Annotated in this window: 29 protein-coding genes, 6 tRNA genes and 1 other annotated feature; of the genes, 29 read left to right on the top strand and 6 right to left on the bottom strand. The window is 47.6% G+C overall.

Annotated elements, in window-relative coordinates:
- Nucleotides 1-5: 5 nt before the first annotated feature.
- The 7 genes from GCWU000321_RS04585 (at nucleotide 6) to tuf (ending at nucleotide 2,253) form a co-directional block, all read left to right on the top strand.
- Entirely contained in the window at nucleotides 6-245 is a 240-nt protein-coding gene (locus tag GCWU000321_RS04585) for a DUF951 domain-containing protein (RefSeq protein ID WP_007069921.1), read from the top strand.
- Nucleotides 246-412: 167 nt separating this feature from the next.
- Nucleotides 413-488 (top strand) — tRNA-Thr (locus GCWU000321_RS04580).
- A 3-nt stretch (nucleotides 489-491) separates the two neighbouring features.
- Nucleotides 492-576, top strand: a tRNA-Tyr gene (locus GCWU000321_RS04575).
- 4 nt (nucleotides 577-580) lie between these two features.
- Nucleotides 581-656: transfer RNA gene (locus tag GCWU000321_RS04570), tRNA-Met, on the top strand.
- A 27-nt stretch (nucleotides 657-683) separates the two neighbouring features.
- Nucleotides 684-759, top strand: a tRNA-Thr gene (locus GCWU000321_RS04565).
- A 1-nt stretch (nucleotide 760) separates the two neighbouring features.
- Nucleotides 761-837, top strand: a tRNA-Met gene (locus tag GCWU000321_RS04560).
- A gap of 228 nt (nucleotides 838-1,065) precedes the next feature.
- Nucleotides 1,066-2,253, top strand: a complete 1,188-nt coding sequence (gene tuf, locus GCWU000321_RS04555; protein ID WP_007069919.1) for an elongation factor Tu — start codon at nucleotides 1,066-1,068, stop codon at nucleotides 2,251-2,253.
- 79 nt (nucleotides 2,254-2,332) lie between these two features.
- Here the strand turns inward: tuf and GCWU000321_RS04550 are convergent, their stop codons facing one another.
- Complete coding sequence (locus GCWU000321_RS04550; protein WP_040381291.1) at nucleotides 2,333-3,253, bottom strand: DUF805 domain-containing protein; 921 nt, start codon at nucleotides 3,251-3,253, stop codon at nucleotides 2,333-2,335.
- A gap of 152 nt (nucleotides 3,254-3,405) precedes the next feature.
- On the opposite strand from GCWU000321_RS04550, the gene GCWU000321_RS04545 reads away from it, so the two are divergent.
- The 3 genes from GCWU000321_RS04545 (at nucleotide 3,406) to GCWU000321_RS04535 (ending at nucleotide 6,303) form a co-directional block, all read left to right on the top strand.
- A tRNA-Cys gene (locus GCWU000321_RS04545) sits at nucleotides 3,406-3,480 on the top strand.
- Between the two features lie 100 nt (nucleotides 3,481-3,580).
- On the top strand, nucleotides 3,581-4,564 hold the full coding sequence (locus GCWU000321_RS04540) for an asparaginase (RefSeq protein ID WP_007069917.1): 984 nt from the start codon (nucleotides 3,581-3,583) through the stop codon (nucleotides 4,562-4,564).
- A 191-nt stretch (nucleotides 4,565-4,755) separates the two neighbouring features.
- Nucleotides 4,756-4,959: a binding site (T-box leader), on the top strand.
- Between the two features lie 177 nt (nucleotides 4,960-5,136).
- A complete protein-coding gene (locus GCWU000321_RS04535) occupies nucleotides 5,137-6,303 on the top strand; it encodes an ABC transporter substrate-binding protein (protein WP_156777785.1) in 1,167 nt (388 codons plus the stop codon).
- 146 nt (nucleotides 6,304-6,449) lie between these two features.
- Here GCWU000321_RS04535 and GCWU000321_RS04530 read toward each other — a convergent pair whose 3' ends face one another.
- Complete coding sequence (locus GCWU000321_RS04530) at nucleotides 6,450-7,205, bottom strand: sulfite exporter TauE/SafE family protein (RefSeq protein WP_007069914.1); 756 nt, start codon at nucleotides 7,203-7,205, stop codon at nucleotides 6,450-6,452.
- A gap of 83 nt (nucleotides 7,206-7,288) precedes the next feature.
- Nucleotides 7,289-7,849 carry a DNA-3-methyladenine glycosylase I gene (locus GCWU000321_RS04525; protein WP_007069913.1) on the bottom strand — a complete coding sequence of 187 codons (561 nt, stop codon included), beginning with the start codon at nucleotides 7,847-7,849 and terminating at the stop codon, nucleotides 7,289-7,291.
- A gap of 156 nt (nucleotides 7,850-8,005) precedes the next feature.
- Between GCWU000321_RS04525 and GCWU000321_RS04520 the strand changes: the two genes are divergently transcribed.
- Entirely contained in the window at nucleotides 8,006-9,112 is a 1,107-nt protein-coding gene (locus tag GCWU000321_RS04520) for a hypothetical protein (RefSeq protein ID WP_040381288.1), read from the top strand.
- Nucleotides 9,113-9,187: 75 nt separating this feature from the next.
- Here the strand turns inward: GCWU000321_RS04520 and mnmA are convergent, their stop codons facing one another.
- Together mnmA and GCWU000321_RS04510 are read right to left on the bottom strand one after the other, a co-directional pair.
- The gene (mnmA, locus tag GCWU000321_RS04515; RefSeq protein ID WP_007069910.1) at nucleotides 9,188-10,240 is read right to left on the bottom strand and encodes a tRNA 2-thiouridine(34) synthase MnmA; all 1,053 of its coding nucleotides are present in this window, start codon (nucleotides 10,238-10,240) and stop codon (nucleotides 9,188-9,190) included.
- 269 nt (nucleotides 10,241-10,509) lie between these two features.
- Nucleotides 10,510-11,307, bottom strand: a complete 798-nt coding sequence (locus tag GCWU000321_RS04510; RefSeq protein WP_007069909.1) for an enoyl-CoA hydratase/isomerase family protein — start codon at nucleotides 11,305-11,307, stop codon at nucleotides 10,510-10,512.
- A gap of 417 nt (nucleotides 11,308-11,724) precedes the next feature.
- On the opposite strand from GCWU000321_RS04510, the gene GCWU000321_RS04505 reads away from it, so the two are divergent.
- Complete coding sequence (locus GCWU000321_RS04505) at nucleotides 11,725-13,065, top strand: anaerobic C4-dicarboxylate transporter (protein WP_007069908.1); 1,341 nt, start codon at nucleotides 11,725-11,727, stop codon at nucleotides 13,063-13,065.
- Between the two features lie 58 nt (nucleotides 13,066-13,123).
- On the opposite strand, the gene GCWU000321_RS04500 is transcribed toward GCWU000321_RS04505, so the two are convergent.
- Nucleotides 13,124-14,008 (bottom strand): transglycosylase domain-containing protein, encoded by an 885-nt coding sequence (locus GCWU000321_RS04500; RefSeq protein ID WP_040381287.1) that lies wholly within the window; start codon nucleotides 14,006-14,008, stop codon nucleotides 13,124-13,126.
- 230 nt (nucleotides 14,009-14,238) lie between these two features.
- Between GCWU000321_RS04500 and gyrB the strand changes: the two genes are divergently transcribed.
- The 17 genes from gyrB to rpsH all read left to right on the top strand — a co-directional run bounded on the left by gyrB (nucleotide 14,239) and on the right by rpsH (nucleotide 23,832).
- Nucleotides 14,239-16,188: a DNA topoisomerase (ATP-hydrolyzing) subunit B gene (gyrB, locus tag GCWU000321_RS04495; protein ID WP_007069905.1), complete on the top strand. Its 1,950-nt coding sequence runs from the start codon at nucleotides 14,239-14,241 to the stop codon at nucleotides 16,186-16,188.
- A 519-nt stretch (nucleotides 16,189-16,707) separates the two neighbouring features.
- Entirely contained in the window at nucleotides 16,708-17,019 is a 312-nt protein-coding gene (rpsJ, locus tag GCWU000321_RS04490) for a 30S ribosomal protein S10 (protein WP_007069904.1), read from the top strand.
- A 12-nt stretch (nucleotides 17,020-17,031) separates the two neighbouring features.
- Nucleotides 17,032-17,673 carry a 50S ribosomal protein L3 gene (gene rplC / locus GCWU000321_RS04485; protein WP_007069903.1) on the top strand — a complete coding sequence of 214 codons (642 nt, stop codon included), beginning with the start codon at nucleotides 17,032-17,034 and terminating at the stop codon, nucleotides 17,671-17,673.
- Between the two features lie 51 nt (nucleotides 17,674-17,724).
- Nucleotides 17,725-18,351, top strand: coding sequence for a 50S ribosomal protein L4 (gene rplD, locus GCWU000321_RS04480; RefSeq protein WP_007069902.1), 627 nt, complete (start codon nucleotides 17,725-17,727; stop codon nucleotides 18,349-18,351).
- Nucleotides 18,351-18,632 (top strand): 50S ribosomal protein L23, encoded by a 282-nt coding sequence (gene rplW / locus GCWU000321_RS04475; protein ID WP_007069901.1) that lies wholly within the window; start codon nucleotides 18,351-18,353, stop codon nucleotides 18,630-18,632. The genes rplD and rplW overlap by 1 nt, the downstream gene beginning before the upstream one ends.
- Before the next feature lie 16 nt (nucleotides 18,633-18,648).
- On the top strand, nucleotides 18,649-19,476 hold the full coding sequence (rplB, locus tag GCWU000321_RS04470) for a 50S ribosomal protein L2 (RefSeq protein ID WP_007069900.1): 828 nt from the start codon (nucleotides 18,649-18,651) through the stop codon (nucleotides 19,474-19,476).
- 17 nt (nucleotides 19,477-19,493) lie between these two features.
- On the top strand, nucleotides 19,494-19,760 hold the full coding sequence (gene rpsS / locus GCWU000321_RS04465) for a 30S ribosomal protein S19 (protein WP_007069899.1): 267 nt from the start codon (nucleotides 19,494-19,496) through the stop codon (nucleotides 19,758-19,760).
- A gap of 14 nt (nucleotides 19,761-19,774) precedes the next feature.
- Nucleotides 19,775-20,110 (top strand): 50S ribosomal protein L22, encoded by a 336-nt coding sequence (gene rplV / locus GCWU000321_RS04460; protein ID WP_007069898.1) that lies wholly within the window; start codon nucleotides 19,775-19,777, stop codon nucleotides 20,108-20,110.
- Nucleotides 20,111-20,128: 18 nt separating this feature from the next.
- Nucleotides 20,129-20,902, top strand: coding sequence for a 30S ribosomal protein S3 (rpsC, locus tag GCWU000321_RS04455; RefSeq protein ID WP_022027519.1), 774 nt, complete (start codon nucleotides 20,129-20,131; stop codon nucleotides 20,900-20,902).
- Nucleotides 20,902-21,327 carry a 50S ribosomal protein L16 gene (gene rplP / locus GCWU000321_RS04450; RefSeq protein ID WP_007069896.1) on the top strand — a complete coding sequence of 142 codons (426 nt, stop codon included), beginning with the start codon at nucleotides 20,902-20,904 and terminating at the stop codon, nucleotides 21,325-21,327. Before rpsC ends, rplP begins: the two co-directional genes overlap by 1 nt.
- A 1-nt stretch (nucleotide 21,328) precedes the next feature.
- On the top strand, nucleotides 21,329-21,535 hold the full coding sequence (gene rpmC, locus GCWU000321_RS04445) for a 50S ribosomal protein L29 (protein ID WP_022027520.1): 207 nt from the start codon (nucleotides 21,329-21,331) through the stop codon (nucleotides 21,533-21,535).
- A gap of 24 nt (nucleotides 21,536-21,559) precedes the next feature.
- Entirely contained in the window at nucleotides 21,560-21,820 is a 261-nt protein-coding gene (gene rpsQ, locus GCWU000321_RS04440) for a 30S ribosomal protein S17 (RefSeq protein ID WP_007069894.1), read from the top strand.
- A 29-nt stretch (nucleotides 21,821-21,849) separates the two neighbouring features.
- Nucleotides 21,850-22,218, top strand: coding sequence for a 50S ribosomal protein L14 (gene rplN / locus GCWU000321_RS04435; RefSeq protein ID WP_007069893.1), 369 nt, complete (start codon nucleotides 21,850-21,852; stop codon nucleotides 22,216-22,218).
- Between the two features lie 12 nt (nucleotides 22,219-22,230).
- The gene (rplX, locus tag GCWU000321_RS04430) at nucleotides 22,231-22,563 is read left to right on the top strand and encodes a 50S ribosomal protein L24 (RefSeq protein WP_007069892.1); all 333 of its coding nucleotides are present in this window, start codon (nucleotides 22,231-22,233) and stop codon (nucleotides 22,561-22,563) included.
- Nucleotides 22,564-22,583: 20 nt separating this feature from the next.
- Nucleotides 22,584-23,123, top strand: coding sequence for a 50S ribosomal protein L5 (gene rplE / locus GCWU000321_RS04425; protein WP_007069891.1), 540 nt, complete (start codon nucleotides 22,584-22,586; stop codon nucleotides 23,121-23,123).
- A gap of 13 nt (nucleotides 23,124-23,136) precedes the next feature.
- On the top strand, nucleotides 23,137-23,406 hold the full coding sequence (gene rpsN / locus GCWU000321_RS04420) for a 30S ribosomal protein S14 (protein ID WP_007069890.1): 270 nt from the start codon (nucleotides 23,137-23,139) through the stop codon (nucleotides 23,404-23,406).
- 27 nt (nucleotides 23,407-23,433) lie between these two features.
- Nucleotides 23,434-23,832 carry a 30S ribosomal protein S8 gene (gene rpsH, locus GCWU000321_RS04415; RefSeq protein WP_007069889.1) on the top strand — a complete coding sequence of 133 codons (399 nt, stop codon included), beginning with the start codon at nucleotides 23,434-23,436 and terminating at the stop codon, nucleotides 23,830-23,832.
- The last annotated feature ends 14 nt before the right edge of the window (nucleotides 23,833-23,846 follow it).

Raw genomic sequence — 23,846 nt, 5'->3', positions numbered from 1 at the left:
GTGACATGATGAAATTTATCCAATTCCGCATCGGTGATGTCGTACAGATGAAAAAGCAGCATCCCTGCGGTTCTTCCGAATGGGAGGTCCTTCAGCTGGGCAGCGATATGCGTGTCAAATGCCGTGGCTGCGGCCGCATCGTTTTGATTGCGCGTCCGAAGTTCTTAAAAGGTGCGAAGAAAGTATTGAACCGTGATGTCAGCGGGCCGACGGAACTGGTGAGCCGCAAAGAAGAAATGGAGTAAAGAGTATTTCATTTTGAAAAGGGAATGCCTGACTGCCACGGCTGTGGAAATGGTGGACAGCAGCGGCGGTTGGTGCTATAATCAGTAGGCGTAAGCGATAGGAACGACCCGTGAAAACTCTTGACAATAAGGTGGCCTGTATGTATAATAACTCTTGTCACTGATGTGCTGGCGTAGCTCAGTTGGTAGAGCAGCTGATTTGTAATCAGCAGGTCGTAGGTTCGAGTCCTATTGCCAGCTCCATGTGGGCGGATTCCCGAGTGGTTAAAGGGAGCAGACTGTAAATCTGCCGGCTTTGCCTTCATAGGTTCGAATCCTATTCCGCCCACCAATGACGCGGGGTGGAGCAGTTGGTAGCTCGTCGGGCTCATAACCCGAAGGCCGCAGGTTCAAGTCCTGCCCCCGCAACCATGTTTATTATCTTCATTCATATAGATTGCTGATATAGCTCAGTCGGTAGAGCGTATCCTTGGTAAGGATAAGGTCACCAGTTCAATCCTGGTTATCAGCTCCATGGCGGCTTAGCTCAGTTGGCTAGAGCAAGCGGTTCATACCCGCTGTGTCCGGAGTTCAAATCTCTGAGCCGCCACCAGCGTAGAAGATCCTCTGTGTCAGGGGATTTTTTATTTACTTTTTATGACGTATTTTAAGGGAGCTTTGTTTAAAAAGAAACGTTTCTTGGAGAATCCTCATGAGAATAAGGATACCTTTCGGCGCTTCCTTGTTTCCTGTCGTTTTTAGGCGCTTCCTTGTTTCCTGTCGTTTTTATATGTATAATAGGAAAAGCGAAAAATCTTTTTTTTATTGAAGGAGAGAAGATATGGCAAAAGCACATTATGAAAGAACCAAACCGCATGTAAACATCGGTACCATCGGACACGTCGATCACGGTAAAACCACCCTGACCGCGGCCATCACCAAAGTACTGGCTGAAGAAGGCAAGGCAAACTTCCTGGACTACGCGTCCATCGATAAAGCACCGGAAGAAAGAGCGCGCGGTATCACCATCAATACATCCACTGTAGAATATGAAACCGAAAACCGCCACTACGCACACGTAGACTGCCCCGGGCACGCCGACTATGTAAAGAACATGATCACCGGCGCGGCACAGATGGACGGCGCAATCCTGGTCGTATCCGCGGCAGACGGCCCGATGCCCCAGACCCGTGAACACATCCTTCTTGCCAAGCAGGTAGGCGTACCGGCCATCGTCGTATTCCTGAACAAAGCAGACCAGGTAGACGATCCGGAACTGATCGACCTCGTAGAGATGGAAATCCGCGACCTGCTGTCCTCCTATGACTTCCCCGGCGATGAAGTGCCGATCATCGTAGGATCCGCACTGGGAGCGCTGAACGGGAACGCGGAAGACGAACAGAAAATCCGTGACCTGATGAAAGCCGTAGACGAATACGTACCGACACCGCAGCGTGACACCGACAAACCGTTCCTGATGCCTGTAGAAGACGTATTCACCATCACCGGACGCGGCACCGTAGCGACAGGCAGAGTAGAACGCGGCACCGTCAAAGTAGGGGACGCTGCAGAAATCGTAGGACTGCAGGACGAACCGACCCAGACCGTAATCACCGGCGTAGAAATGTTCAGAAAGACCCTTGACCAGGCCATGGCAGGGGACAACATCGGAGCCCTGCTCCGCGGGATCGACCGTACGGACATTGAAAGAGGACAAGTACTGGCAAAACCGGGAACCGTACACCCGCATACAGAATTCACGGCGCAGGTATACGTCCTGACCAAAGACGAAGGCGGCCGCCATACGCCGTTCTTCAATGGATACCGTCCGCAGTTCTTCTTCAGAACGACAGACGTAACAGGCGACATCAACCTGCCGGAAGGAGTAGAGATGTGCATGCCTGGGGACAACATTGAAATGAGCGTAAAACTCATCACCCCGATAGCGATGGAAGAAGGGCAGCGTTTCGCAATCCGTGAAGGCGGCAGAACCGTAGGCGCAGGCGTTGTTGCCAAGATTACAAAATAATTTTTAAGACAATATAAAACTCCGACCCATGATGTCCATGACAGTCGGAGTTTTATATTACGCCGGTCGGATAGGAATATTACTTCGGTACAGGTCCGTATTTGTTTTTTGTCTTCTGTCCCGGGATAAAGGCAAGGAGTGTAACGGCGGCAAAAAAGAACATACCTGTGATACGGGTGGCAACAAGCTCATCGCCAAGAAGTTTGGCGCCGGCCTGGTTGCTTATAAAAAGAAAGCCGAAGAATCCCCAGTAGTATAAATGGGAAAGACCGATATCCGAAAGGCGGCGTATCGCCAGACTGATGAGCGACACGAAACCCAGTGTGCCGAGTACCATGAAAGATATAATGAAGATGTTCGCATCGCCTGCAAATAATTCAGGGCGTATCCATGTACAGGCAAACATGGCTGCTGTCGGAATTCCCACAAGAAGAGCGCGGGCAATATATGTTTTCTGTCCGATGCGGCCCACGGGATCTCCGTATTTCTTCCATAGTGTTTTTCTGAACCCGGCATTTTCCATTTCAGCGGAATTTGCTAATTGCTCTTCATCAATATAAGCTTGTTCAAGAGCCGTGTCCGCCAAAATGAGAGAAGCGGAATTTTCATTTGCCATGAGAAAGATGGAAGTTGCCGCGTCCGTCCAGAGGAAAACATCTTTCACTTTCACCGGTTCGCCGAAAAGAGAGGTCAGACGGTTTCGCATTTCTTCCGTAGAAAAAATAAAGTCTGCAAAGAGAAGCGCTGCTTTCCCTTTCACGAAACTGCAGCCGAGAGAAGCGACTTCTTCATCAAAGAGAGAAATCTTTTCTTTCATAGAAACGGTAAAGTAATCAATATCTTTATCTTCATCACGGCGGGAGAGAGAAAGGGGGAAACATTTTTCGACGGCTGTCCTGTTTTCTCCGAGACGGAGTCCGCTGATGCGGCGCGGCTTTTTATAAGTGCCGCTTTTTTGGATATATCCGGTAATATCAGGAAACTCGTAAGTGAAATTCATAGAAAGCCTTTCCTTAAATAACGTATTAATCATTTCCATTATAATATGCAGGTTGCAATTTATGAAGATGGATAAAAAACGTATCATAGAAAATAATAAAATCAGATTTACTTTTTCGAAGAAATACGATATACTATTACTGTTATTTTTATGGCGGTGTAGCCAAGCGGTAAGGCAATGGTCCGCAAGACCTGTATCCCCGTGTTCGAATCCGGGCACCGCCTCCACAGAGGGCAGATTGCAATCGGGCAGTCTGTCTTTTTCTTGTTTGTATTGGCGGATCATATGCTACAATGAAAGAAATATTTCTTTACCGGAGGGTGGAAAATGAAAAAAATTCTGGTCATTACGACCGGCGGAACCATAGCCATGAAAAAAGATAGGGAAACCGGCGGACTGATACCGGCTGTTTCAGGAAAAGACCTGGCCGCCGCTGTGCCGGGACTGGCGCATTATGCTGACGTGGACGTGCTGGAATTTTCCAATAAGCCCAGCGGATGGATGACCGCAGCGGATATGTTTGAATTATCGAAACTGATTGACCGTCTGGCGGATACAGATCAAGCGGATGGTTTTGTCATCACCCATGGGACGGACACGCTGGAAGAAACGGCATTCTTTCTTGAGGCTGTACTAAAGACGGAAAAACCTGTCTGTGTCACCGGTGCTATGCGGGGGGCTTCGGATTTGAGCGCTGACGGGCCGGCAAATATTCTTGCCGCAGTCCGCACAGCGGCATCTGGCGAATCCATAGGGAAGGGGGTTACCGTGTGTTTGGGTGACCGCATTTATGCAGCCTGGGACGTGACTAAAGTCCACACCACAAATCCCGATACCTTCCGTGATCTGCATTATGGCCCCATCGGTACGGTATACGGATCCCGGGTGGAATACGGACGCATTCCCGTGAAGCATAAAAAGATTCATACAGATAGAATAGAAGAAGATATTTGGATCATCACCTGCTGGTCAGGGATGGACGGCGGAATCGTTTATGGAGCGGAGGGGAAAGCGGCGGGTCTTGTCATTGACGGGATCGGCTGCGGGAATGTCCCGCCGAAATGCAGGAAAGCGGTTCTCTATCTGCGGGAAAAAGGAATGCCCATCGTCCTGACGACAAGAGTGCCTTCGGGGAGCGTTGAGGAAGAATACAGCTATGAGGGAAGCGCCCTTTCCATGAAAGACAGCGGGATTATCTTAGGCGGCCGCCTGTCTTCGTGGAAAGCAAGATTACTTTTGGCATTGGCAATGGGAAAAACAAAAAATATAGAAGAAATCAAAAGCTGCTTCTTGGGGATCAGGGAAGAATAGAAAACCATTGTGGGACAAGGAATCCTTTCTCAAATCAATCATGGATTGAAAACATTAAAGAAGCTTTTCATAATAATGTAAAGGGCGCTTCCTGCAATTATCTATTCAGAAAGTTGATGAAATAATTTTTTGAAAAAATACTTGACAGAGGGAAAGGATTCCCTTATGATATGTCATATCTTTTACAGCAAATAAATGCCATGAACGAGACAAAAAGGTCTGTTGTAAAATTCATGCAGAGAGCCGGTGGATGGTGAAAACCGGAAGAGAACAGCATTCCATATCCCTCGCGAGCACTTTTTCCGAAATGAGTAGGAAAGGGCGTCCATTCACGTTACGAATAGGAAACCTCTAAGAACAAAGTAGGGTGGTACCGCGGAATTTTCGCCCCTATCTTCAGCATTGGCCGAAGATGGGATTTTTTATTACCTGAATGATTCGGTTTCCATGAGTGAAAAGCGGAGTGGTACCGCGTGTGAGCGCCTCTGCAGGGATAGTCCCTGTGAGGCGTTTTTTGTTTTCTTGCAAGGTGTATGTTTGCCGATTTATTTTGAGAAAAAGAGGGAGACATGATGAAGAAAAATTTTGTAAAGGGAATGGCCGCTGTGTTGGCGGCAGCTGCGTTAACCGCTGTTTTTTCAGGCTGCGGCGGAAATAAGAAAGACAATGGCGCGGCAGGAAAAACGGCTGATGCATCATCTGTAAAAATCGGATTTATTACGGCCTATACCGGTCCCGGCGCTGCTTACGGTGTGGCTATGAAAGAAGGCGTAGATCTGGCCGTGGAGGAAATTAACAATAATCCGAAAACAAAAGTAAAGATTGATCTGAAAACCTACGATACCAAGCTGGTCAAGGCGGAAGCGATCAATGCCATGAAAAAAGCGATCGAGCAGGATAAGGTTCTTGCCGTAGAAGGTCCGATGACATCGGGAGAAATGTTTGCTGCCGGCCCGATTGCCCAGCAGTCCAAAGTAGTCGCTTTCGGCACAGGCACCACTGCTCCGAAGATTACCGACATCGGTGATTATATTTTCCGTAATGCGATTCCCGGCAAACTGGCAATTCCTGTTACCCTTGAAAAAGCACAGGCGAAGTTAGGATTTAAGAAGGTCGCCGTCATGTATTCCAATAACAACGACCAGATGGTCGGTGAAAATGAAATTTATCAGGAAGTGTTTAAGAAAATGGGCGTGGAAGTCGTCGATACAGAAACCTTTGCGGATAAAGATACCGACTTCTCCGCGCAGCTCACAAAAATCCAGGCATCCAATCCGGATGTCATCGCGATTGCCGGTCTTTACCAGGAAGGCTCTCTCATTGTAAAGAAAGCCCGTGAAATGGGAATGACCCAGCCGATTATCGGCAATAACGGCTTCAACAGCCCGGCATACATTACCCAGGCAGGGGCCGCGGCTGACGGCACGCTCGTAGCCACTCCGTGGAATGCGGACCGCCAGACGGAAAAAGCACAGGCTTTCCGCAAAGCGTTTGTAGCAAAGTACAACCATGAACCGGACCAGTTCGCCGCCCAGGCTTATGACGCGATGTACCTGATCCATCAGGCGGTGGAACAGTCGGGGACCACGACAGACCGAAAGAAATTCCGTGATACCCTGGCACAGATCAAAGGCTTTGAAGGAGCGACGGGCAAGTTTGAATTTGATGCGAACCGCGATCCGAAAATGGATCTTGACGTACTGCAGGTGAAAGAGGGCAAGTGGGTTCCTTTTGCCTGATCTGTACCGGCCGGTTGGATATATTTATTAGTAAATATTATTATCATTGATAAGAAAAAGGATCGTGTCCGTAACGGCACGGTCCTTTTTCGTGGGTATTTTCTTTTGAAAAGTAAAGACGACCTCATGCAAAGAGCGCCGGATATTTAACGGAGAAATAATTCGTAGACCACCTTGGCGAAAAAGACGGTAAGGACGATGATGATGACAGGCTTTACATTTTGCGTGCCCCCTTTTTCAAAGTAGCGGGCGCCGAAATAATTGCCTGCCATATTGAACAGCCCTGCCGCAAGACCGAGGGAGAGAAGGACGACGTCATTTGCAAGAAAGACGAACAGCGCGGCAAGGTTTGTCGTGCCGTTGATAACTTTCGTGATGCCGTTCGCCTCTTTCAGGCGGACATGGGCGACACCCATAAGGAGAAGGATGAGGAATGTTCCCGTGCCCGGGCCGTAAAAACCGTCATAAATGCCAATGACAAACGCCATAGTGCAGCTGAGAAGCACTGTTTTTTGAAAAGGGAAAGGCTCTTTTTCTGCCATAGATTTCTTTCGTGTCACATAGAAAGCGGTGATGGGAAGGATAAAAAGCATGGCAGTCATGAATATACGGGCGTCAAGAATAAGAGCGATATGGGCACCCAGCGATGATCCCGCAAAAGCGAAGATGACTCCTGCCAATGCGGGCTTCCACGGGATGAGACCGTCTTTTGCGAATTTTCCCGTGGTGAGAAGGGTTCCCATACAGGAGCTGAGCTTATTTGTGGCAATGGAATTGTGTACGGGGATCCCCGCGATGATATAGGCAGGGAGGGAAATCAGTCCGCCTCCGCCTGCTACGGCGTCGACGAATCCCGCAAGGAATACGAGGGGGCAGATGATGATATAGGTGAGCAGATCCATAAAAACCTTCCATAAGTGAAATATAGTTTATTCTATCACAGAGAAAGGAAACAGGATACAAACACCATTCCTGTGAAAGAAGATCAGGTCCGGTTTGTACTGCGGAAAGGACAGCTTTCCAGATGGTCATCGATGATGCCTGCCGCCTGGAGAAAAGAATAAATAATCACGGGACCGGCGAACGTGCAGCCCCGCTTTTTCAAATCATCGCTTATTTTTTCTGATAAAGGAGAACTGGCAGGCAAATCATCATTATCCTGCAGATGATGAACAATGATTTTATTTTCTGTAAAATACCAGAGGTAACGGGAAAAGCTGCCCCACTCTTTTTGTATGGCGAGGACGGCGCGAGCATTTTGGCGGACAGAGTTTATTTTTCGTCTGTTTCGTATGACAGGCGCCGTTCTTCCGATTTCTTCCATCTCCTCGTCGGTCATGCCGGCGCAGCGGGAAATATCAAAGTGGAAAAATGTTTTTCTGTACCCTTCCCGCCGTTTCAAAATCGTGGACCAGGAAAGCCCCGCCTGGGCGCCTTCCAGAACCAGCATCTCAAAAAGGTAAGTGTCATCATGATGGGGACGGCACCATTCTTCATCATGATAAGTCTTTAAAAACTCGTCTTTTAAAGCCCATGGACAAATCATTCTGCTCCTCCTTGTGTTTTCTGCTGTTATTGAAACAGAACCGGATCTTTGCCGGAACGGGGATAGATATTTTCAATTATACCAAAGGGGAAAAGCATTTTTATGTTTGCCTGTATATATTAGAATAAAAGAAATACAGTCATGAGGAATAGAGGAATGTTTTTCAGAGAAAATCCTTTTTACCTGCTCGGTGTCCACAGCAGGGACACGGCGGAAACGATCCGCACGGCATCTTTGGAAAAGCAGGGCGCTGCAAAAAGCGGAGAAGAAAAGCATATGTACCAGCTGGCGGAAGAGCGTCTGCTTCATGAGAGTTCACGGTTTCGGGCAGAATTATCCTGGCTTTGCGGTATGGGTAAAGAACGTGCCTACTCATTGATTGACGGGACAGGAAACATGGAAAAGCGGGAAAATCTGCCGCCGTCACTGCGACTGCTGCTTGCGGTTCATGACCTGTATAATGGCGGGAAAGACGCTTTTTCTATCATGGAAACGATTATCCGGTTGTATCCTGCCAGTGATACGAACGAAGTCCTGGTGCGCATAGAGGCGGATCGGAAGATAGGCGGGTTTCCTCCGATTAAAGAGCTGTTTCCTCTGGACATTCGGAAAGAAGAACTTTTGTGGGAAATGGGGGTGGCTGCCGGACGGCTGAATGCGGAAAGGTTTGGCAGATTTCTGACCGCTCTCGGTAAAACGGATGTGCCCTGCGGTATGGCACTGACCCGTTTTCTTTCCCTGTATGAGGAAAAGACAAAAGCGGAAGTGGCGGCACTTTCCCGGGATTTGGAATATGCTCTTCAGCTGGCGGAAATATATCCTCTGCAGGGATTGAAGCTGGTGGAAGAAAAAATGAAAGTTTACGGGAAAACGGTTTCTCCTTTTTATGCCATGCTTCACCATGAGGTACTTCCCGATGCAGTGGAAATATTTTTTGAGGAATATGTCAATGAAGCGTTCTTCTTTCATAAAAAAGGAGAAAAGGAAACCGCTTTGGTACTGCTCGGCTGTTTTCTTGACAATGTCTGCGGAAACAGCAGGCATATAGAAAAGGTAAAAAGATGGAAAATCATGATATCTGAAGACCGGCTGACGGAATCTGTTCCTTATCCGAAGCGGAAACTTGAGAGAACAACCGCTGTGCCGAAAACCGTTGATCGCATCCCTGCTGTAACATTGCCGCGGCAGTCCGGAGGGAATTTTTATGTATGCCTGGCCGGACTTTTGGCAGCGGCAATACTGTGCAGGTATTTCTTTTTATGAGAACAAAATAAAAAGCAGGGGGATTACTCCTTCTGCTTTTTCAATGATGCACTCTTTGCGGCGGGGATTTATTTCTCATAATACTTTCATGATGGTACCGCCGCCGAGCAGGCGGTTTTCTTCATAAAAGACAACGGACTGGCCGGGGGTAATTGCCCTTTGCGGCTCATCAAATTTCACGGCGGCCCTGCCGTGGTTGTCCAAAGTCACGGTGCAGTTATGGACATGGATGCCGTACCGTATTTTTGCCCGGCACCGGAATTGCTGCGAGGGCGGCGCGCCGTCGGTGAAATCCAGCTCATTTGCCAGAAGACCGGAACGGAAGAGGTCATCATTGGAACCGACAATGACCCGGTTCTTTCCTGCATGAAGAGAGACGACATAAAGCGGTGTCCGTGACGCGATTCCCAGACCTTTCCGCTGGCCGATGGTATAAAAGGGAAGTCCCTTATGCGTTCCAAGAATACGCCCCTTTGTATCTGTGATGTTTCCCGGGCGGAACGCTTCAGGCGCATGATTCTGTAAAAATTCAGCATACGATTTTTCACTGGTCAGGAAACAGATATCCTGCGATTCTGCTTTGTTATAAGTAGGGAGTCCTTTTTCTTCGGATATGCGGCGGGTATCTTTTTTATATATACGGCCGAGGGGGAAAAGGATATGGGCGAGCTGGTCCTGGGTCAGATGGTACATCATGTAAGATTGGTCTTTGGCAAGATCCGTAGCTTTTTCCACCTGATACTTTCTGCGTGTGCCGTCATAAGTGATCCGTGCATAATGACCTGTAGCGAAGTAGGGGCAGTCAAAAAAGGCGCGGACGGTGTCGTAAAAAAAACCGAACTTAATTTTAAAATCGCACATCATACAGGGATTCGGCGTGATCCCATTTTTGTAAGAATCCACAAAATAGGACAGCACTATGTCCTGATACATTTTCCGCACATCAATGACCTTGTGGGGGATACCGAGGAAATCAGCTATCTTCTGTGCCTCTGTCATGTCCTGCCCGTCAAACTGGTTCATCGTGGCACCGTACACATCATACCCCGCTTCCTGAAGCAGGCGCGCCGTCAATGTACTGTCAACACCGCCTGACATGGCGACAACGACTTTCTTTTTTTCTGTCATGGAGGAATCCTTTCTGCAGGCATTTCCTTCTGAAATACCCGAACCATCATTCGCAGGAAATATCCTGAAAATCTCAACGGAGTGAAAGTCCGAAGGAATGCATACATTATAGCACAGCGGGCAAGCGTCAATGCCTGCAGGAGAGGATATCGGAGTTCATAATCTGTTAGCTGTGAGTTGGTGACCGGTAGCCGGCTGACAGAAGTTGTTCGCGGTATTCTGAGATTGGCAGCTATTTTTGTTTTTTATAAAACGGTGTGGTGTAATTATTATTTTCCCTTGAAGTCCGCGGGGCGTTTTTCAAGGAATGCTGTAATTCCCTCTTTGAAATCTTCGCTTGACGAGCACTGGCCAAGATAAATTTCTTCTGCCGCCATAAAGGTTTCAAAATCTTTGTACATGCTTTCAAACATCAGTTTCTTCATGTTTCTGTATGCCAGGGTCGGGCCTTTTGTCAGTTTTTTTGCAAAATCCATCGTTTTCGTAAGGAGATCTTCCTTTGTGGTCACTTCTTTGATAAGTCCAATTCGGAATGCCTCTTTTGCATCAACGGGGCGGCCTGTGACAAACATGTCAAAGGCGCGGTGTGTGCCGATCATGCGGGGGAGCATGTATACGCCGCCGGTATCGGGGCAGAGGCCGATGCCTACAAAGGCCTGAAGGAATTTAGCGTTGTCTGCGGCAAAAATGAAATCACACCCGAAAGCAAGATTCGCACCGCCGCCTGCCGCTGCTCCTGCTACGGCACAAATGACGATTTTTGACATTTTTTTTATGTACAAAACGATTTCAGATAATTTCTTAGCCAGAGGCCCCATGGATTCTTTTGCGAAGTCCGGCTCCTCACAATGGGCTTTCATATAACGGATATCGCCACCGCCGCAAAATGCACGGCCTGCACCTGTGATGACAACGATTTTTACGTCGGGATCCGTTTCCGCTTTTTTGAGAGCATCTTCCAGTTCGAGAGACATGTTCATGTCGAGAGCATTCAGCGTGGGCGCATAATCGAGGGTGATGACAGCAATTCCTTCTGTCTGTTCCAGTCTGATCATTTTGTAATCCATGAGAACCTCCTTATATTTCTAAAACAAACATATGTTATTTCTATTATAACACTAAAAATAAGGACTGCCGGGATGTATCAGCACAGGAGGCATATATAATAGAAAGCAAAGAAGTAATTACAAAAACAGAGACAATAGAAATCGGACAGTATACTGTGAAACTTTATATTCCTGAAGCGGCGGATGCAGTTTTTCAGACGGGTAATATTCTTATTACGGGAGATTGATCAACAGAAAACTCTTATTCAACCGGATAAGGGCTTTTATTTTGGAGAAAGATCTTTTAAATGATGTGAATTAGTCATGGAAAAATGATTTCATATGACAAATAAATATTTGATATTTAAGAATAATAATATATACTTTAAGTCGTATTATTGATGAATAAATGTATATTATTGAGGGGGCTTTTTACTTATGGAAATGATATTGGGATTTGCAGTATTGCTTGTTTGTCTGTTCCTCGGCATACGGCACGGGGGGATTGGGCTGGCTGTTATCAGCGGCATCGGCCTTATGCTGTATACTTTTGTATTTCACTACAAGCCGGGCACACCACCCATCGGCGTCATGCTCACTATCCTGGCCGTTGTAACCTGCGCGGGGTTTTTGCAGACTTCCGGCGGTCTTACAGTTATGCTGAAGTATGCGGAAAAATTTCTCCGCAATAATCCGAAGCACATTACTATTCTTGCTCCGGTGACTACATGGTTCCTTACCGTTTTATGCGGCACGGGCCATGTCGTTTATACGATGTTCCCGATCATTTACGATATTTCTATTAAGCAGAATATCCGTCCGGAACGTCCGATGGCGGTTTCTTCGGTCGCGTCCCAGATGGGGGTTTCCGCTTCTCCCGTTTCTGTTGCTGTTGTTTCCATTGTCGGATTCATGGCGGCTGCAGGGCAGAATTATTCACTGCTCCAGATTTTGTCCATCTCCGTTCCCGCTACGCTTTTTGGTGTTCTCTGCGCGGCTTTTTACAGTTATAGACGCGGCAAGGATTTAGAAAAAGACGAAGCATTCCAGGAAATGATAAAAGATCCTGAACAAAAAGAGTATATCTACGGTGACAATGAAACTTTGCAGGGGCGTGAACTGCCGTCTTCCTATTATCATGCGACGGGGATTTTCCTCATAGGGATTATCTGCATTGCCATTCTTGGCAACTTCCCGGATTTGCTCCCGCATTTCCCGAATGCGAAGGGAAAGATGGCTGCTATCTCTATGACTACCGTTATCCAGATGGTGATGCTTTTTGTTTCCGCCCTCATTCTCTTTGCCTGCAAAACGAAAGCGAAGGAAGTGGGGAACAGCCAGGTATTCCGTGCGGGCATTGTGGCTCTTGTTTCCGTTTACGGTGTCGCATGGATGGCTGATACTTACTTTGCAAGCCACATGGGTGTTCTGAAAACATTCCTCGGTTCCGTGGTGACCCAGCACCCATGGACGTATGGCCTGGTCCTGTTCTTTACTTCCAAACTTGTAAATTCGCAGGGGGCGGCGGTTGCTATCGTTATGCCTATGGCGCTTGGTCTGGGCATGGATCCGGTCATGGTTATGTCTTTCCTTCCTGCATGCTATGGTTATTTCTTCCTGCCGACGTATCCGTCCGACCTGGCATGTATCGGCTTTGACCGTTCCGGTACGACAAGAATCGGGAAGTTCGTTTTGAACCACAGTTTCATGCTCCCCGGACTGATTGGCGTTATCTGCGCCTGCGGCATGAGCTTCGTCATTGCCCACGCCATTCTGTAATAAACGATTAAAAAACCATTTCTTTCCTGTATAGGGAGAAATGGTTTTTGTATTGGATTTATTTCAGCCATAAATTCATGGCTGCCTTTGCGGCGTCTTCCGGAGAGATATATCCCTGCTGCGCCATAAGTGTGAGGACGACAGTCATGCGCTGTGCTCCTTCTTTCGGATGGTCAATGGGGTCATAGGCGCTGGGGGCTTGGGGGAGTCCTGCAAGCATAGCACATTGGGAAAGATCCAAATCTTTTGGCTCTTTGCCAAAGTATGTGAGGCTCGCTTCCTTGAGCCCATAGGCACCATGGCCGAAGTAAATTGTATTGAGGTAGAGTTCAAGAATCTGGTCTTTCGTATAATATTTTTCCAGCTGGACTGCAAGAGCGAGTTCTTCCATTTTACGAAGGATGGTCCGGTCGTTAGAAAGAAAAATATTTTTTACTGTCTGCTGCGTAATGGTACTGCCGCCTTCCAGGGTACGCCCTGCGAAGTAGTTTGTGACAGCTGCTCTGGTAACGCCGATAGGATCTATGGCGCCGTGCTCGTAGAAGCGGCGGTCCTCGGTGGCGATGATTCCTTTTTTCAGGAGATCGGGGATTTCCTTTTGGGAAATGAACTTATTTCTGTCTACCCGTGCTTCGAGAGATTCTTTAAAATGAAGAATGTTTCCGAGCTTTTCTTTTACCGTGGAAAGAGAAGAGTCCTTTTTGCTGTCTTCCGTGTCCGGTGAAAGAGACGGATTTGATTTCCCTTCTTCTACGGCGGGCGTGGTAATAAGCGTACCGATCCGGCCGGTGAGTTCTTCAAGCCAGTTTTTTTCTGTGCGGCGGGGTTCGGATTTCGATGCTGCCCGCGGCGGGGAAAAATCTTTGACAGAAGAGTTTCCTTCACGGATTCCCCAGTACCCTGCAGCGCAAAGTATAAGTATGAAAAATAAAAGTTTTTTCATTGACGTTTCCTTATCAAAATACAATATAGTTCTTTCATTCATTCTACCATACGGAAGCGAAAGGAACAGGGGCAGACGGCAAGCCACCTGCGGACTTTATGCGGGGAAATGCATTTTGTGGTATAATTTCTTTGTATGAATATAAATATTTGTATGAATATAAATAGATGAAATAATAAAAGAGTGTAGTGGCAGTTCATTTTTTGACTGCCGCCTTTTAAGGAGATTTTATGAGCGAGGAAATCCACGAAATACAGGCGCATCATGCCGGTGAAAATGGGAAAAGCGATTACGGCGCGAAGGATATACGCGTGCTGGAAGGTCTGGAAGCGGTTCGTCTCCGTCCGGGAATGTATATCGGTTCCACTTCTGCCCGCGGTCTGCATCATCTGGTGTATGAAGTCGTAGATAACAGTATTGATGAAGCCCTTGCCGGTTTCTGCACCCATATCGAGGTCACTTTGAATGATGACGGGAGCTGTACGATTACCGATAACGGCCGCGGTATACCGACAGGGCTCCATGAAACGGGAAAACCGGCGATGGAAGTTGTTCTCACCGTTCTCCATGCGGGCGGTAAATTCGGCGGCGACGGGTATCCGATTTCCGGCGGCCTGCATGGTGTAGGTATTTCCGTTGTTACGGCGCTGTCTGAATGGACGACGGTCACCGTAAAGAGAGAAGGGCATTTCCATGAGATGAAGCTTGCCCGCGGTGTTGTAACCCAGCACATGAAGACTTTTGGGGAGACAACGGAAACAGGGACGCAGGTAACTTTCAAGCCGGACGGAGAAATATTTAAAGAAGGCACCGATTTCGATTATGATACACTGAAAGTCCGTATGCGTGAACTGGCGTTTCTGAATAAAGGCCTCACCATTACACTGACCGATGTCCGTGACGGTGCGACTCATCAGGATGTATTCTGTTATGCCGGCGGTATTGTGGAATTCATTAAGTTCCTGAATGAAGGAAAAGATCTGGTGGATCCCGGCGTCATTTCTTTCGAGGGAGAAAAAGACCGTGTTATTGTGGATATTGCCATGCAGTACCAGGCTGGATACAGTGAGTCCATGTACACCTTTGTCAATAATATCAATACGGTGGAGGGCGGCATGCATCTCACCGGTTTCCGCAATGCGCTGACACGCACCATTAACGATTATGCCCGTTCCAATAATTTGTTGAAACCCAATGAAGAAAACCTGTCCGGTGATGATGTCCGTGAAGGGCTGACCTGTGTCATTTCCGTCAAGGTTCCGAATCCCCAGTTTGAGGGGCAGACAAAGACGAAGTTAGGCAATCAGGACGTCAAGGGGATTGTGGATACTATTGTTTCCGACGGACTCCGTACCTATCTGGAAGAACATCCGGCGGAAGCCAAAGAAATTATTTCCAAATCCATTACGGCCAATCGCGCGAGAGAAGCGGCACGCCGTGCAAGAGAACTGACACGCCGTAAGAATGCGCTCGAAGTTTCCAGCCTTCCCGGCAAATTGGCCGATTGCTCGGAGAAAGATCCAAAGTTCACGGAAATCTATATCGTCGAAGGTGATTCCGCGGGCGGTTCTGCCAAATCGGGCCGTGATCGACGTTATCAGGCGATTCTTCCACTCCGCGGCAAAATTTTGAATGTGGAAAAAGCAAGACTGGATAAGGTGCTGAATTCCGATGCCATCCGTACTATGATTACCGCTTTTGGCACAGGGGTGGCGGAAGATTTCGATATTAAAAAACTTCGTTACTATAAAATCATCATCATGACCGATGCCGATGTGGACGGTGCCCATATCCGTACACTGCTTCTGACTTTCTTCTATCGGTACATGAAACCCCTTATTACCGAAGGCCATGTATATATAGCCCAGCCGCCGCTCTACCAGGTGCGTAAAGGACGCCAGAAGTACTATACTTATGATGATGTGGAACAGGATAAATTGTTGAATGAAATCGGCCGTGACGGTTGTGCGATTCAGAGATACAAAGGTCTTGGGGAGATGAACCCTGAACAGCTTTGGGATACCACCATGAACCCGGAGCAGCGTGTCATGCTGAAAGTGGAACTGACTGATGCTGTGGAAGCAGACCGTCTCTTTACCATTCTTATGGGAGACAAAGTGGAGCCTCGTCGTAAGTTTATTGAAGACAATGCAAAGAATGTAAGCAACTTGGATCTGTAACACCGGATTATGAAATGAGGCCGTGAGGGAATCCCTTGCGGTCTTTTTGCGTTCTTTTGTGTATGAACGTATTCAAAAGAGGAGTGGTTCTCAGGAAAAAATCTCTTTATATATTAAATAGAAGTATATAAAAGGATAAAGAAAGAAATAAAAAGTGTTCGATCTTGTCAAAAAGCAAAATATAAAGTGAATGTATCTTAGTTTATAAAAAATTATGGAATTTTAGAGCAGGGGAGTACACACACGGAGGCGTGTTTTTGATACATTCATGAAAATAGATGTGATAAAAACCAGTGCTTATCGGATGAATTGAAAGCTCAGGGATAAAAATAAATTTTTTATAAAATAGTTGCGGCGATGAAAAAATAATAGTATTATTTAAAGGCTGAACGTTTCAGGATGTTTACGGAAAAACGCCTGAACTCCGTTCAAGAAACTATGAAGTGGAAGGTGGCCTGCCATGCAGGGGAATTTCCACGGAGCAGTTCATTCATGAAATGAACGAGGAGGTTAAGTAGTATGTCGAAACAGGAAAAAATCAGAATTCGCCTGAAAGGCTATGATCACAAAGCGATTGATCAGAGTGCGGCGAAAATCGTGGAAACTGCCAAAAGAACAGGATCCACAGTCTCAGGGCCGATTCCGCTCCCTACCGAGAAGAATGTGTATACCATTCTCCGTTCTCCGCATGTCAACAAGGACAGCCGTGAACAGTTTGAAATGCGTATCCACAAGAGGCTGATTGATATCCTTGATCCGTCTAAAAAGACGGCAGACGCGCTGATGAGACTGGAACTTCCGGCCGGCGTCAGCATTGAAATCAAAGTGTAAGGAGGTGCAAAGATGTCTAAAGCTATTTTGGGAACAAAATTAGGAATGTCTCAGGTGTTTGCTGAAAACGGCGACCTCGTTCCGGTTACTGTTGTAGAAGTTCTCCCGAATGTTGTCGTAGGTGTAAAGACTGTTGAGACTGACGGTTACAATGCTGTACAAATCGGATACGGCGCTGTCAAGGAAAAACATTTAACCAGACCGGTTAAGGGGCAGTTTGAAAAAGCCGGTATTGATCCGGTTAAATATCTCCGTGAATACAGACTGGCTGAAAAGCCGGAATACACGGTGGGCCAAACTCTGGCTGCTGATATCTTCGCTGCTGGCGAATTCGTGGACGTAATCGGCATCAGCAGAGGTAAAGGCTTCGCCGGTACGATTAAGCGTTGGAATCACCAGCGTGGACCTGAAAGCCACGGCTCCAAAAATCATCGCCAGACCGCATCTCTGGGTGCGCGTATGTCCGGCGGCGGCGGAAAGGTGTTCAAAGGCAAAAAAATGCCTGGACAGCTGGGTGGCGATCGCGTGACAGTTCAGAACCTGGAAGTGGTGAGAGTTGACACGGACCGCAGCATTCTGCTGGTTAAAGGCGGGATTCCCGGCGCCAAGGGAAGTCTCGTCATGGTGAAGACTGCAGTTAAGTCTTCCAAATAATATTGTCCGGAACAACAGAAAATTGTTCTTATTGTAAGGAGGAACATCTCAATGCCGAAAGTAACACTGTATAACACTGCCGGCGCGGCAGCCGGTGAGATAGAGCTGAATGACAGCGTATTCGGTGTAGAATACAACGAAGCTGTTATTCACCAGGCAGTGGTGCGTCAGATGGCAAACGAACGCCTCGGCACCCATGCCACAAAGACCAGAGGCCTTGTACGCGGCGGCGGCAGGAAACCCTGGAAGCAGAAAGGCACAGGCCGTGCCAGAGTCGGATCTATCCGCTCTCCATTGTGGGTAGGCGGCGGCACCGTCTTTGGACCGACACCGAGAAGCCATGCGAAAGACATGACAAGAAAAGCACGTCAGCTGGCCGTTAAATCCGCGCTGAGTGAAAAGCTCCGTGCCAACGAATTGATTGTTGTCGATGCGATCAACTTTGATACGCCGAAGACAAAGGAAGTCGTAAAATTCCTGGCCGCGTTTAATGTTGATGGTAAAGCGCTGATTGTTGACGGAGGCACTGCTTCTGAAAACACCGTACTGAGCGCCCGCAACATTCCTGGGGTAAAAGCATACGCTCCGAGCGGTCTCAATATTTATGATATCGTTCATTACACTAAATTGTTCCTGACACAGGACGCAGTAAAGAAGATTGAGGAGGTACTCGCATAATGGAAGCTCGTGACATCCTCATCCGCCCGATTGTGACGGAAAAATCTACCGCTCTGATGGAACAGGGCAAATATACATTCCGCGTACCGCTTGCTGCTACAAAGATCCAAATCCGCCAGGCGGTGGAACAGATTTTCAAGGTAAAGGTACAGGCTGTGAATACCATGCGTTATGAAGGCAAGTTAAAACGTATGGGCCGCACACAGGGGCGCCGCAGCGATTGGAAGAAGGCAGTCGTTACACTCAAGCCGGGTGAAGCGATTGAACTCTTTGAAGGTTAAGGGAGGAGTAATATAAATGGCTTATAAATCATTTAAACCGTACACCCCCGGACGCCGCCAGATGACCGTATCTACCTTTGAGGAAATTACAACAGATAAACCGGAAAAATCTCTTCTGGCTCCTGTTCACAACCATGGTGGTCGCAATGGCTCCGGCAAGATGACAGTCCGCCATCAGGGCGGTGGTCATAAACGTCAGTACAGAATTATTGATTTCAAGAGAATGAAAGACAATGTTCCGGCTACGGTGGCAACAATTGAATATGATCCGAACCGTACTTGCCGTATCGCGCTCCTGCACTATGCAGACGGTGAAAAGCGCTATATCCTTGCGCCAAAGGGATTGAAGGTAGGAGACATCGTTACCAGCGGTCCGGAATCCGATATTAAAATCGGCAATTGCCTGCCGCTGATCAATATTCCTCTTGGTACTGTGGTACATAATGTGGAACTGAAAATCGGCAAGGGCGGACAGATGGTTCGTTCTGCAGGCGCAAGCGCCCAGCTGATGGCAAAAGAAGGTGACCATGCTCTTCTTCGTCTCCCCAGCGGCGAGCTTCGCAAAGTACACATTCGCTGCCGTGCCACTATCGGGGTCGTTGGTAATGAGGATCATGAAAACATTACCTTGGGCAAAGCAGGAAGAAACCGCTGGCTTGGTGTTCGTCCCGCTAACCGCGGCGTAGTCATGAACCCGAACGATCATCCCCATGGCGGCGGCGAAGGCAAATCTCCTGTCGGACGTAAGCGTCCTGTTACACCGTGGGGTAAGCCTGCATACGGCGTAAAGACCCGCGACAACAAGAAAGCGTCCACTAAACTGATTGTTAAGAGACGCAAGTAAGATAAGGAGGAGTAAAAGTGTCCAGATCCGTAAAAAAAGGTCCGTTTGTCGCATTCTCTCTTTTGAAAAAGATTGATGCCATGAACGCATCGGAAGAAAAGAAAATTATTAAAACCTGGTCTCGTGCTTCTACCATCCTGCCGAGTTTCGTAGGTCATACAATTGCGATTCACGATGGAAGGAAACACGTGCCGGTGTATATCACAGAAGACATGGTTGGCCATAAACTTGGCGAATTTGCTCCGACCCGTACATTTAAGGGTCATAATAAGAGCGATAAATAACAGGGAGGATTAAGATGGAAGTACAGGCTATTGCAAGAAACATCCGCATCTCTCCCCGTAAGGTTCGCATCGTGGCTGACCTCATTCGCGGCAAGAGTGCCGGTGAAGCACTTTCTATTCTGCGCAACACGCCGAAAGCGGCATCTTCTGTCGTCGAAAAGGCGCTGAGAAGTGCTATGGCAAATGCAGAAAACAACAACAATATGAATATTGACAGTCTTTACATTTCTACGATTTTTGTAGATGCAGGTCCGATCATGAAGCGCGTGCACCCACGTTCTCGTGGACAGGCTTTCGGGATTATGAAACGTACCAGCACACTGACGGTAAAGGTTTCTGAAAGAGAATAATCGAAGGAGGGAAACGTTTTGGGTCAGAAAGTTAATCCGCATGGAATGCGTGTAGGCGTGATCAATGACTGGGATTCCAAATGGTTTGCAGAAAAAGATTATGCTGCACTGCTTGTGGAAGACGCGAAAATCCGCCAGTTTTTAAAGAAGCACCTGTTTGTGGCAGGCATTTCCAAGATTGGCATTAAGCGTGTCGGAACAAGAATAAAAATTGCCATTTACACAGCTAAGCCGGGCATGGTCATTGGCCGCGGCGGCACAGGTATTGAGGATATCAAAAAGGCGCTTGCCGCTGTTACCGACAAAGAAGTCGATATTGATATCCTTGAAATTAAATCCAAAGATATGAGCGCTATCCTTGTTGGTGAAGATATCGCTTCCCAGCTGGAAAGACGTATCGGTTTCCGCCGTGCTGTTAAGCAGGCTGTCGGCAGAACCATGCGTATGGGGGCTAAGGGAATTAAAGTTACGGTATCCGGTCGTCTCGGCGGCGCTGAAATCGCCCGCAGTGAAAGTTACCGTGAAGGTTCTATTCCGCTGCAGACACTGCGTGCAAATATCGACTATGCGGTAGCTACGGCACACACCACTTATGGTGCTATCGGTATTAAAGTCTGGATTTATAAGGGCGAGCTTGCCCCGGGACAGACTGTCGATGAAAATGAAAATATCCGCACAAGCAAAGATCGCGGAAACCGCCATGAAAACGGCAATAGAAGAGGCGGCCGCAGAGGCGATCGTCGTGAACGCAGACCGAGAAATGAAGAACGTACTGAAAGGAGTGATTCCTGATGTTAATTCCGAAGCGTACAAAGTACCGTAAGCAGTTCCGCGGTCGCATGAAAGGCAGAGCACATCGTGGAAACACTGTAACTTACGGCGAATTCGGTCTGGTAGCAATGGAACCGTCTTGGATTACCAGCCGCCAGATTGAGGCTGCACGTATTGCCATGACACGTTATACTAAACGTGGCGGCAAGGTATGGATTAAGATTTTCCCGGACAAACCGGTAACATCCAAACCGATCGGTACCCGCCAAGGGTCCGGTAAGGGCTCTGTAGAATACTGGGTAGCCGTAGTAAAACCGGGCCGTGTTATGTTTGAAATGGGCGGTATCCCGGCGGAAGCAGCAAAAGAGGCTATGCGTCTTGCAAGCAACAAGCTGCCGATTAAAACAAAATTTGTAGTTAAAGGTCAAGAAGTGGCAGGTGAATAAAATGAAGGTCAATGAAATTCGTAACCTGAGCACTGCCGAAAGAAATGAAAAGGTTGCCGGCTTAAAGGAAGAACTGTTTAACCTTCGTTTTCAACTCGCTACCGGTCAGCTTGAAAACCCGATGCGTATCCATGAAGTGAAGAAGGATATTGCAAGAATCAAGACCGTTCAGCGTGAAGACGAATTGAAGGCTGCCAAAAAGGCATAACGGTTATTCCATAAGGAGGATCTCATGGCAGAAGAAAGAAATCTGCGCAAAGTGCGCCAGGGAATTGTCGTAAGCGACAAGATGGATAAAACTGTCGTAGTTGCTGTCGAACGCAAGGTTCCCCATAAGCTTTACAAAAAAGCTCTTAAATCTACAACCAAGTTCAAAGCGCATGACGAAAACAACGAATGTCGCGTCGGTGACACCGTCCGCATTGTCGAAACCCGCCCGCTGTCCCGTGACAAGCGTTGGAGAGTCGAGAAAATCGTTGCCCGTCAGGATTAATAATATAGTTTTATAGGAGGATTGGCACGATGATTCAGCAGGAAAGCAGACTCAACGTTGCAGATAATACCGGTGCTAAGAACATCCTGGTTATCAAAGTTCTGGGCGGTTCTTTCCGCAGAAGCGGAAATATCGGCGATGTCGTAGTTGCTACAGTCAAAGATGCATCACCCGGTGGCGTTGTAAAGAAGGGCCAGGTAGTTAAGGCTGTTGTGGTTCGTTCGGTAAGCGGTGTGAGCCGTGCGGACGGTTCCCATATCCGCTTCGATGAAAATGCAGCTGTCATTATTAAAGATGACAAGAGCCCGGTAGGAACACGTATTTTTGGACCGGTAGCAAGAGAGCTCCGTGAAAGAGATTTCATGAAGATCATTTCCCTGGCTCCGGAAGTGCTCTGATAGGAGGCAAACATGAGTCAGAAACTGCACGTAAAGACCGGTGACACAGTAGTTGTCATTTCCGGTAAAGATAAAGGCAAGCAGGGCAAGATTACAGCGGCTCTGCCAAAGAAAGGCCGTGTTGTCGTTGAGGGTGTCAATGTTGTTAAGAGACATACCAAGCCGACACAGGCAAATCCTAAGGGCGGAATTATTGAAAAAGAGGCCCCGATCAACGTATCCAAAGTCATGATACTGGATCCGGAAACAAAGAAACCAACCCGCATAAAAAAAGTACAGCAAAAAGATGGTACATACGTCAGAGCGGCTGTAAAGAGCGGCGCTGTTTTAGACAATGCAAAGTAAGCGGGAAGGGAGGATAACAAGTGTCCAGATTAAATGATTTGTACAAGGGAGAAATCAGAAAATCCCTTCGTGAAAAATTCGGCTACACGAATGAGATGGAAATTCCGAAGCTGGAAAAGATCGTCATTAACATTGGCGTCGGAGAAGCGACGGAGAATTCAAAGGCGGTTGATGCTGCTGCGTCTGATCTTGCGGCTATCACAGGACAGAAGCCTTTGATTTGTAAAGCGCACAGATCTTTGGCGGCATGGAAGATTCGTGAAGGCATGCCTCTTGGCTGCAAAGTAACACTTCGCGGCGAAAGGATGTATGAATTTCTTGATCGCCTGATCAATATTGCACTTCCCCGTGTCCGCGATTTTCGTGGTATCAGCGCACAGAGCTTTGACGGCCGCGGCAATTATGCTTTCGGTGTTAAAGAACAGCTGATTTTCCCCGAAGTTGATTATGAAAAAATCGACAGAATCCGCGGGATGGATATTATCATAGTCACAACGGCTAAAACCGATGAAGAAGCACGTGAAATGCTGAAACAGTTCGGAATGCCGTTTAAGAAGTAAGCAGGAGGACAATATGGCGAAAAAGTCTATGTTGGAACGCGAAAAAAAGAGAGAACTTTGCGCTCAGAAATTTGCAGCTAAACGTCAGGCGTTAAAAGAAGCCGGAGACTATGAAGCACTCAGCAAGCTTCCGCGCAACGCGTCCCCGACACGTCTGCATAACCGTTGCAAACTGACCGGCCGTCCCCACGGCTTTATGCGTAAATTCGGAATCTGCCGTAATCAGTTCCGAGATCTGGCATACCGCGGAGAAGTCCCGGGCGTGAGAAAAGCCAGCTGGTAATCGAGATTTCGGGAGGAGGATTAAATAATGGTAACAACCGATCCGATTGCGGATATGCTTACCCGTATCCGTAATGCGAACGATGCATATCATGAAAAAGTAGATATGCCTGCTTCTAAAATTAAGGCCGCTGTGCTTGAAATTTTGAAGAATGAAGGCTTTATTAAGAATGTTGAACAGATCGAAGTAGAAGGCCATCAGGTATTGCGTATTGTACTGAAGTACGGTGCAAACCGTGAAAAGGTCATCAAAGGTCTGAAGAGAATTTCTAAGCCGGGCCTGCGTGTATATGCAGGGCATGAAGAACTGCCAAAGGTTCTCGGCGGGCTTGGTATTGCAATTATTTCCACATCCAAGGGCATCAAGACGGACAAGGCTGCTCGTAAAGAGGGTCTTGGCGGAGAAGTCCTTGCATATGTCTGGTAATCCGTTGGAGGTAT

It is taken from the genome of Dialister invisus DSM 15470 (assembly GCF_000160055.1).
Taxonomy (GTDB): Bacteria; Bacillota; Negativicutes; order Veillonellales; family Dialisteraceae; genus Dialister; species Dialister invisus.
Note: the sequence above shows the minus strand (reverse complement) of the source record. Positions and strands in the feature narration are given on the sequence as shown.

Bases quoted from the DNA above. Each gene is read 5' to 3' on its own strand.
- GCWU000321_RS04500 (WP_040381287.1), bottom strand. From the start codon at position 14,008: ATGAAAAAACTTTTATTTTTCATACTTATACTTTGCGCTGCAGGGTAC.
- rplC (WP_007069903.1), top strand. From the start codon at position 17,032: ATGTCTAAAGCTATTTTGGGAACAAAATTAGGAATGTCTCAGGTGTTT.
- rplV (WP_007069898.1), top strand. From the start codon at position 19,775: ATGGAAGTACAGGCTATTGCAAGAAACATCCGCATCTCTCCCCGTAAG.
- rplB (WP_007069900.1), top strand. From the start codon at position 18,649: ATGGCTTATAAATCATTTAAACCGTACACCCCCGGACGCCGCCAGATG.
- GCWU000321_RS04535 (WP_156777785.1), top strand. From the start codon at position 5,137: ATGAAGAAAAATTTTGTAAAGGGAATGGCCGCTGTGTTGGCGGCAGCT.
- GCWU000321_RS04510 (WP_007069909.1), bottom strand. From the start codon at position 11,307: ATGGATTACAAAATGATCAGACTGGAACAGACAGAAGGAATTGCTGTC.
- rpsQ (WP_007069894.1), top strand. From the start codon at position 21,560: ATGGCAGAAGAAAGAAATCTGCGCAAAGTGCGCCAGGGAATTGTCGTA.
- GCWU000321_RS04540 (WP_007069917.1), top strand. From the start codon at position 3,581: ATGAAAAAAATTCTGGTCATTACGACCGGCGGAACCATAGCCATGAAA.
- rplX (WP_007069892.1), top strand. From the start codon at position 22,231: ATGAGTCAGAAACTGCACGTAAAGACCGGTGACACAGTAGTTGTCATT.
- GCWU000321_RS04525 (WP_007069913.1), bottom strand. From the start codon at position 7,849: ATGATTTGTCCATGGGCTTTAAAAGACGAGTTTTTAAAGACTTATCAT.
- rplD (WP_007069902.1), top strand. From the start codon at position 17,725: ATGCCGAAAGTAACACTGTATAACACTGCCGGCGCGGCAGCCGGTGAG.
- GCWU000321_RS04530 (WP_007069914.1), bottom strand. From the start codon at position 7,205: ATGGATCTGCTCACCTATATCATCATCTGCCCCCTCGTATTCCTTGCG.
- mnmA (WP_007069910.1), bottom strand. From the start codon at position 10,240: ATGACAGAAAAAAAGAAAGTCGTTGTCGCCATGTCAGGCGGTGTTGAC.
- rpsN (WP_007069890.1), top strand. From the start codon at position 23,137: ATGGCGAAAAAGTCTATGTTGGAACGCGAAAAAAAGAGAGAACTTTGC.
- gyrB (WP_007069905.1), top strand. From the start codon at position 14,239: ATGAGCGAGGAAATCCACGAAATACAGGCGCATCATGCCGGTGAAAAT.
- rpmC (WP_022027520.1), top strand. From the start codon at position 21,329: ATGAAGGTCAATGAAATTCGTAACCTGAGCACTGCCGAAAGAAATGAA.
- rplP (WP_007069896.1), top strand. From the start codon at position 20,902: ATGTTAATTCCGAAGCGTACAAAGTACCGTAAGCAGTTCCGCGGTCGC.
- GCWU000321_RS04505 (WP_007069908.1), top strand. From the start codon at position 11,725: ATGGAAATGATATTGGGATTTGCAGTATTGCTTGTTTGTCTGTTCCTC.
- GCWU000321_RS04520 (WP_040381288.1), top strand. From the start codon at position 8,006: ATGTTTTTCAGAGAAAATCCTTTTTACCTGCTCGGTGTCCACAGCAGG.
- tuf (WP_007069919.1), top strand. From the start codon at position 1,066: ATGGCAAAAGCACATTATGAAAGAACCAAACCGCATGTAAACATCGGT.
- rpsJ (WP_007069904.1), top strand. From the start codon at position 16,708: ATGTCGAAACAGGAAAAAATCAGAATTCGCCTGAAAGGCTATGATCAC.
- GCWU000321_RS04585 (WP_007069921.1), top strand. From the start codon at position 6: ATGATGAAATTTATCCAATTCCGCATCGGTGATGTCGTACAGATGAAA.
- rplN (WP_007069893.1), top strand. From the start codon at position 21,850: ATGATTCAGCAGGAAAGCAGACTCAACGTTGCAGATAATACCGGTGCT.
- rpsH (WP_007069889.1), top strand. From the start codon at position 23,434: ATGGTAACAACCGATCCGATTGCGGATATGCTTACCCGTATCCGTAAT.
- GCWU000321_RS04550 (WP_040381291.1), bottom strand. From the start codon at position 3,253: ATGAATTTCACTTACGAGTTTCCTGATATTACCGGATATATCCAAAAA.
- rplW (WP_007069901.1), top strand. From the start codon at position 18,351: ATGGAAGCTCGTGACATCCTCATCCGCCCGATTGTGACGGAAAAATCT.